The 7,861-nt window shown below is 59.7% G+C and carries 6 protein-coding genes; 1 reads left to right on the top strand and 5 read right to left on the bottom strand.

All coding sequences use genetic code 11. The features are described from left to right. Nucleotide 1: 1 nt before the first annotated feature. From HMPREF7545_RS08570 to trpS, 4 genes are read right to left on the bottom strand one after another with little or no spacing between them, the layout of a single operon-like run. Entirely contained in the window at nt 2-709 is a 708-nt protein-coding gene (locus HMPREF7545_RS08570; protein WP_006695339.1) for a class I SAM-dependent methyltransferase, read from the bottom strand. After that, a complete protein-coding gene (aepX, locus tag HMPREF7545_RS08575) occupies nt 709-2,004 on the bottom strand; it encodes a phosphoenolpyruvate mutase (protein ID WP_006696425.1) in 1,296 nt (431 codons plus the stop codon). Before aepX ends, HMPREF7545_RS08570 begins: the two co-directional genes overlap by 1 nt. A 16-nt stretch (nt 2,005-2,020) precedes the next feature. Continuing rightward, on the bottom strand, nt 2,021-2,755 hold the full coding sequence (locus tag HMPREF7545_RS08580) for a phosphocholine cytidylyltransferase family protein (RefSeq protein WP_006695341.1): 735 nt from the start codon (nt 2,753-2,755) through the stop codon (nt 2,021-2,023). Continuing rightward, nucleotides 2,755-3,765 (bottom strand): tryptophan--tRNA ligase, encoded by a 1,011-nt coding sequence (gene trpS, locus HMPREF7545_RS08585; protein WP_006696423.1) that lies wholly within the window; start codon nt 3,763-3,765, stop codon nt 2,755-2,757. The genes HMPREF7545_RS08580 and trpS overlap by 1 nt, the downstream gene beginning before the upstream one ends. Before the next feature lie 206 nt (nt 3,766-3,971). Between trpS and HMPREF7545_RS08590 the strand changes: the two genes are divergently transcribed. Further along, a complete protein-coding gene (locus tag HMPREF7545_RS08590; protein WP_040571329.1) occupies nt 3,972-6,236 on the top strand; it encodes an anaerobic ribonucleoside triphosphate reductase in 2,265 nt (754 codons plus the stop codon). An 86-nt stretch (nt 6,237-6,322) separates the two neighbouring features. Here the strand turns inward: HMPREF7545_RS08590 and clpX are convergent, their stop codons facing one another. Next, nucleotides 6,323-7,615 carry an ATP-dependent Clp protease ATP-binding subunit ClpX gene (gene clpX / locus HMPREF7545_RS08595; RefSeq protein WP_006695345.1) on the bottom strand — a complete coding sequence of 431 codons (1,293 nt, stop codon included), beginning with the start codon at nt 7,613-7,615 and terminating at the stop codon, nt 6,323-6,325. Nucleotides 7,616-7,861 lie beyond the last annotated feature (246 nt).

Genomic DNA, 7,861 nt, shown 5'->3' on the forward strand with positions numbered 1-7,861 from the left:
CCTACTTTCGATACAGGAATACGTGAAAGACGAACGGGGTGTTCCAATAGCCTTCCATCTCGATGGCGGGGAACTCGATGCGAAGATCGTGCGCGCGGGCGAAGTCCTCAAAGAAGCTGCGGCGGTAGAAGAGCTTGCCGAGGCCCTTGTAGCGTTCGTCGTAGTCCGGGATGGCGGCGCGGCGGTAGGCGAGGAATTCTTCTTCTTTATCTGCGTCGTGGATGTCGATGAGGCCGATCGCGCCCGCAGTTTTTTTGAGCATGCGCGTGAGAACGCGCGCGGCAAAAGCCTCATCGGGAAAATATGAAAAGACGCTGTTGGAGAGTGCAGCGTCATATTTTATGGTTGTGTCGAAGGCATCCGCCTCGCCGCAGGTGAGCTCGCGCGCCGCAGGAAGCACGCTGCGTGCGATCTCGACGAGCGGACGGGCGTAGTCTGTGCCGCCGACGGCGATGCCGCTGCGCGCGAGGAGATAGAGGTTTGCCCCCGCGCCGCAGCCGACGTCGTAGACGCTCATGCCCTCCGTCAGATGCAGCAGCTCTCTGATCCGCCGTCCCTGCATCAGGAGCGAGTCCAGCGGGATGCCGCCGTCCACAACGTCAAATCCGTTGAGCCGTTTCAGCTCGAGAAAGATGTTCTGCCAGCTCCCCGTGAGGGTGTCTGTCTCCGCCTGCCGCCGGTTCCAGACCGCCTTCCATTCATTTGTCACTATACCACCTCGATGAGCCGGATGATGTCCTTGATCGGCAGGAGCTCGGCGTCGATCTCGTGCGCGCGGTGATGGACGAGGATGGAGCGCGCCGCGTTCTCCATCGCGGGGAAGGCGCTGCGCGTGAGCTGGTTTGCGTAGATGACGATGCGCACGCCGTGCGCTGCAAGCTCCGCCTCCGTGATGGTGTTGTAGGAGGAGGGGACGGCGACGATGGGCACGTCGGGGTGGCTCGTGTGGAAGGCGTCGCAGAACGCGATGACCTCATCGGGCGATTTGGCGCGCGAGTGAATCATGATGCCGTCTGCGCCTGCAGCAACATAGGCCTCTGCACGCGCGAGCGCATCCTCGATGCCCTTTTCCAGAATCAGGCTCTCGATGCGCGCAATGATCATGAACTCCTCGGTGCGCTGCGCCGCTTTGCCTGCGGCGATCTTCTCGGAGAAGTTTTCGATCGTGTCCTGCGTCTGTGCGACCTCCGTGCCGAAGAGGGAGTTGCGCTTTGCGCCCGTCTTGTCCTCGACGATGACGGCAGAGACGCCGATGCGCTCGAGGGTGCGGACGTTGTAGGCGAAATGCTCCGCTGTGCCGCCCGTGTCCATGTCGAGGATGATGGGCTTCGTCGTGACGTCCATGACCTCGTTGATGGTCTGGATGCGGTCAGAGAGGTCGATCAGCTCGATGTCCGGTTTGCCGCGCGAGGTCGAGTCACAGAGGCTCGAGATCCACATGGCGTCGAACTGGTCGAGCCCGCCGTCGTTCTCAACGACGGTTTTCTCTGCGATCAGTCCTGTGAGGCCGTTGTGGACCTCGATTGTCTTTACAATGGGGACGATCTCGAGCAGGCGGCGCAGGCGCCCGCGGCGCGCCTCGGGCATCGCGAGCTGCTCGCGCATGCGCCAGTCGATGTTGCGGACTTCCTTGCTTTCGGTATACGGCGGCTCGACGAGCTCGCCGCCATAGCGTGCGAGGCAGGCGAGCACGTTTTTGCGGATCGAGGACTCGGGCCCCTGCGCCCAGTTGCTCCCGTGCACCACGTAGTCGGGGCGCAGCTGATCGAGAATCTCGTCGTACATGATGTGCTCCTGTACGACGACCTCTGCGACCTCGGGCAGCACGCGGATCATCTCCATGCGCTCGGCGAGCGCCTTGGTCGGAAAGCGGTTGTAGCGCACCATCTCCGGATCGGAGAGCACGCCGACGGTCACCGCGCCCAGTTCTGCCGCAGCGCGAAGGAGGTTCCGGTGTCCCTCGTGGATGATGTCGGTGCAGAAGCAGGTGTAAACACGTTTCATAACTTTCATTCTCCCTCTATCCCATTGGCTTTTTGCTGCCCTTTACGCGCTCCTCGAGTGCCCTGAGCTCCTCCACGGTGTCGATCTCCCACACATCCTCCCGCGCGCATTCCCTGATATATACGTCGCATTCGTGCGGATAGTATTTCAGCATGATCTCATCCCAGTAGAGCTGGCGGTAACGCTCCTCCTTGTAAAGTTCGTTCGCGCACGCTGCGAGCCGCCGTCCGTCCTCTGGCGTCCAGTACGACAGCCCGAGCATCTGATGGCACGGGTGATCGCTCGCCGTATCGATGTGTGTGATCTTCCCGGCCGAGTCCGTGTCGAAACACCAGTCGTCTGTCTTTGCAACGGGAAACGCAATGTAGTTTGAGCGCTCCTGCATGGATGTGATGACGGCGGGATGCGCGAGATAGAGATCGCCCTCGATCACGTAGCTGTCTTCGAGAAGCCCCGCCCGCCCTGCGCGCGCAACGGATGAAATATTGTTTGCCGTCGCCCAGTCGGGATTGTCCATGTAGGAGAGATGCGGGTACTCTGCGCGGAGCATGTCGAACGCTGCGCCAGCGTAGCCCCGCACAATAGTAATCGACGAAATCCCCGCATCATTAAGCGCATCTAAAATTGTCGCGATGATCGGACGCCCGTTCACGGGGACGAGAGGCTTCGGCATATGATCCGTCAGCGGTGCGAGGCGTGTCCCGCGTCCTGCCGCGAGGATGACGGCGCGCGTCACGCGATGCGCACTCATCAGACGAGGCCCATTTTGCGCATCGTTTTGCGGAGCGTCTTCTCTGCGATCTGTGAGGCGCGTTCCGTGCCGTCCATGATGGCGGCGTCGAGATACGCCGCATCCTTGAGGAGCCGGGCGTAGTTCTCGCGGATCTCGCGCAGCTCCTCGGCGACGACCGTGCCGACCGCTGTCTTGAAGTCGCCGTAGCCTTTGCCGCTGAATTCGTCCGCGATCGCCTCCATGGATTTCCCCGTCACGGCGGAGTAGATCGTCATCAGATTGTTGATGCCGTCTTTTCCTTCGCGGAACGCAACCAGGGCCTCGCTGTCCGTGACGGCGGATTTGAATTTCTTCAGGATGGTCTTTTCATCGTCGAGGATGAAGATCGTCGCCTTGGCGTTCTCGTCCGACTTGCTCATCTTTGCCGTCGGTTCCGCGAGGCTCATGACGCGTGCACCTGTCTTCGGGAAATACCCCTCGGGCAGGCGGAACGTCTCGCCGTAGATGTGGTTGAACCGCGCGGCGATGTTCCGCGTGAACTCGAGATGCTGCGTCTGATCCGCGCCGACGGGCACGTAGTCCGCCTGATAGAGCAGGATGTCGCCTGCCATCAGCGCAGGATATGTGAAGAGCCCCGCATTGATGTCCTCGGGGTGCTTCGCCGACTTGTCCTTGAACTGCGTCATGCGCGAGAGATCGCCGAACGGACTGAGGCAGGAGAGCATCCACGCCATCTGCGCGTGGGCGGGCACGTGACTCTGGATGAAGACGAGGCTCTTCGTGGGATCGAGCCCGCACGCAAGCAGCAGAGCGAACGCCTCGCGGCTCGCTTTCCTGCGCGCGGCGGGATCGTGGTAGACCGTGAGCGCGTGGAGGTCGGCGACAAAATAATAGCAGTCATACTCCTCCTGCAGCTGCCGCCAATTCTTCACCGCCCCGAGATAATTGCCCAGGGTGAATGTGCCGGTGGGCTGGATGCCGCTCAGGATGATCCTGCGGCGGGAGGCGGCTGCATTTGTGTCGTTCATAAAGTGATCCCCTCTTAACATGATATAATGTTTCATTATATACCATCGGACGATGATACGCAAAGAAAGAATGGCAGGGGAGCGTGCACGGGCAGCAGAGAAAAATTGAAAAATATCTTGCGTATCATCCGCGGCTCTGTTACAATATGTTCCGTATCAAGGAACGACAACCACAAGATATAGTATATTTTAAAGGAGTTCTATTCATGACAGTGACGACGGTAACGAAGCGCGCGGGGCACGCGGTGCCCTATGACCGCGCGAAGATTCTCAACGCGATTGCGGCGGCGAGCAAGGAGTATGTGCACCCGATGACAGCGCTCGAGATCGACGAGGTGACGGCGGCGGTCGAGGCGTCGTTCGAGAACCGCGCGGAGATCAGCGTCGAGGAGATCCAGGATCTCGTCGAGAAGCAGCTGCTCGCGCACGGCTTCTACGACATCGCGCGCCGCTACATCACCTATCGCCAGCGCCACGCGCAGCGCCGTCTTGCGCAAAAGCACCTCATGGCGAGCTATCGCGACATCTTCTTCGCCGATGCCGTTGACTCCGACCTCAAGCGCGACAATGCGAACATCAACACGGACGCGTCCATGGGCATCATGCTGAAACTCGGCGCGGAGGGGGCGAAGCACTTCGTCGACAACTATGTGCTCGATGAGCGCTACGCGACGGCGGACCGCGAGAACTTCATCCACATTCACGACAAGGACTTTTCGCTCATCACGTTCAACTGCTGCCAGATCGATCTGCTGAAGCTCTTCCACGGCGGCTTCTCCACGGGACACGGCTTCCTGCGTGAACCGAACTCCATTCGCGCCTACGCGAGCCTCGCGTGCATCGCGATCCAGTCGAACCAGAATGACATGTTCGGCGGGCAGAGCATCAACGCATTTGACTACGCGATGGCGGACGGCGTGAAAAAGTCCTTCCGCAAGGCGCTCGTCGAGGAGGCGTGGAAGGCGCTCCTCTACCGTCTCGGACGCGGGCAGTTCACCCATGAAGCGTTCAAAAAGGCACTGCGCCATGAGCTCGATTTCGCCGTCTGCGTCTACGCGGAGAACCAGGACGAGGAGCGGGCGGCGCTTGCGCGTGCAGAACTGCAGCGCGCACTGAACGTCGTTTACAGCGCAGCGTTTGAGACGCCGGTCGCACAGGAGCTCGAGGCGGATGCGGATACGATCTATCAGCTCGCCTGTGAGAGCGTCGAGGAGGAGACGCATCAGGCGATGGAGGCGCTCATCCACAACTTCAACACACTCCACTCGCGCGCGGGCGCTCAGGTGCCGTTCAGCTCCATCAACTACGGCATGGACACCTCGCCCGAGGGGCGCCTCGTCACCCGCGAGGTGCTCAGCGCCATTTGGAACGGCCTCGGCAACGGTGAGACGGCGATCTTCCCGATCTCCGTATTCCAGCTGAAGGCGGGCGTCAACTACAACCCCGAGGATCCGAACTACGACCTCTTCATCGAGTCCTGCCGCGTCAGTGCGCGCCGGCTCTTCCCGAACTACGTCAACATCGATGCGCCGTACAACCTCCAGTACTACAAGCCCGGCGACTACAACAGCTGCGTTGCGACGATGGGCTGCCGCACGCGCGTCATGAGCAACGTCAACGGCCCCGAGCAGTCGGGCAGCCGCGGCAACTTCTCCTTTACGACGATCAACCTGCCCAAGCTCGCGCTCGAGGCAAAGGGCGATCTCGATAAATTCTGGGAGCTCTACGACTACTACATCGAACTCTGCCACGACTATCTCCTCGACCGTCTGAAGGTCATCGAGGAAAAACATGTCTACAACTATCCGTTCCTCATGGGACAGGGCGTCTGGCTCGACAGCGAGAAAGCGAGCCCCGTCGACTCCATCAAGGACCTCTTAAAGCACGCGTCGTTCTCCATCGGTTTCTGCGGCCTTGCCGAGTGCCTCGTCGCGCTCACGGGCAAGCATCACGGCGAGAGCGAGGAGGCGCAGGAACTCGGCCTTCGGATCATCGGGCATATGCGCGAACGCACGGACGCCTACACGGAGGCGGAGCACCGCAACTGGTCAACGTTCGGCACCCCGGCGGAGAGCACGGCGGGACAGTTCCAGCGTGCCAACAAGAAGGCGTACGGCAATATCCCGGGCGTCACCGACCGCTCCTACATGACAAACTCCAGCCATGTGCCCGTCTACTTCGAAATCAGCGCCTACGACAAAATCCGAATCGAGGCACCGTACCACGCGCTCGAGAACGCGGGACACATCGCCTACATCGAGATGGACGGCGATCCGTCGAAGAACGTCAAGGCGTTCGAGAAGGTCGTGCGCGCCATGCACGACGCGGATATGGGGTACTTCTCCATCAACCACCCCGTCGACCGCGATCCCGTCTGCGGCTACACGGGACTCATCGAGAATGAGTGCCCGCACTGCCACCGCAAGGAAAAAGCCTTCGGCACGATGACCCTGCCGCGTATGAAGGACTAAACAAATCAACAGAAAGAGCGCATCGCGTGCCATTCTCAACGCACGCGATGCGCTCTTTTTCGTCGACTGTTTTTAGATGAAATTTCTCATCCCGCCGCTGCGACCTCGACGATCGGGGCCGCGCCCTCCGTGATGCATTCCTTCGTCACGGTGACTCGGCGCGGGGCGGTCTCGCGCGGGATGTCGAACATCACATCGAGCATGACCTCCTCGATGATGCCCTTGAGGCTGCGCGCGCCGGTCTTGCGCTCGATCGCCTTCTTTGCGACGGCGCGCAGTGCGTCCTCGGTAAAGACGAGTTCCACGCCGTCCATCGCGAGCAGCTTCTCGTACTGACGTACGGGCGCGTTGATGGGCTCGGTGAGAATGCGCAGGAGGGCGTCCTCATCCAGCGTCTCCAGCGTGCAGATGACGGGCAGACGCCCGATGATCTCGGGGATGATGCCGTACTCCATCAGATCCTCGGGCGTCACCTGATGAATGAGCGTATCGAACTCCTTCTCGATGTCCTTGCCGCGCACCTCTGCACCGAAACCGATGGAGACATTGCCCTTTTTGAGGCGCTTGGAGATCACCTTCTCGATGCCGACGAACGCGCCGCCGACGATGAATAGGATGTTCTTCGTGTCCACCTTGATGGTCGGCGCCTCCGGATGCTTGCGCTGCCCGCGCGCCGTGAACTCCACGACGCTGCCCTCGAGCATCTTCAGCAGTGCCTGCTGTACGCCCTCGTGACCGGGGTCGGCGGTGATGGAGTTGTTCGCGCCGGACTTGCGCGCAATCTTGTCGAACTCGTCGAGATAGATGATGCCGTGCTCTGCCCGCTCCACGTCCTTGTCCGCCGCGTAGTAGAGATTGCGCACGGCCACCTCGACATCCGCGCCGACAAAGCCCGCCTCCGTGAGGCTCGAGGCGTCCGTCACCGTGAACGGCACGTCGAGGAGCTTCGAGAGATGGGAGAGCAGTGCCGTTTTGCCGCAGCCCGAGGGCCCGAGCATAATGACGTTCGACTTCTCGATCTCCGTCTCCTCGCCTTCCTTTTCGTAGCCGTACTTCATGCGCTTATAGTGATTGTAGACCGCGACGGCGAGGATCTTTTTCGCGCGATCCTGCTTGATGATATAGGAGTCCAGATACTCTTTGATGAGGTGCGGGCGCGTCTTTTCGAGCACGTCGTCGAGCTGCATGCGGAACGATGTGCGCTCCTCCGAGGAGACGGACGCGTCGTGCTCGTCGAGGAAACGGTTGATCTCACGCACACAGTCCTTGCAGATTGCAAAGCCTGTATTCGGATCGTAGATCGGCATATCGTATTGATCGCGCACGTCGATGATGCGCTTGCAGAAGCTGCACTGATGCTTTACCGGATTTTTCGGCATATCAATTTCCTTTCAGGGGACATTTCTCTTGGATAAATTCTATCATAGAATACCATAGGCAAATGAAAGAAACAAGGAACAATCAACGCGCAATCGATAAATATTATATGGAAAGAAAAATATAATATGCAAAAATAATGAAAAACCTTGAAAATATACTTGACGAAAGAATATGAGCGTGTTATATTATGACAGTCGCGCTGATGCGGGAAAGTGCTCTTGGTGAGCACTGTTTTTGTCTTGATC

It is taken from the genome of Centipeda noxia ATCC 43541 (assembly GCF_000160555.1).
Lineage (GTDB): Bacteria > Bacillota > Negativicutes > Selenomonadales > Selenomonadaceae > Centipeda > Centipeda noxia.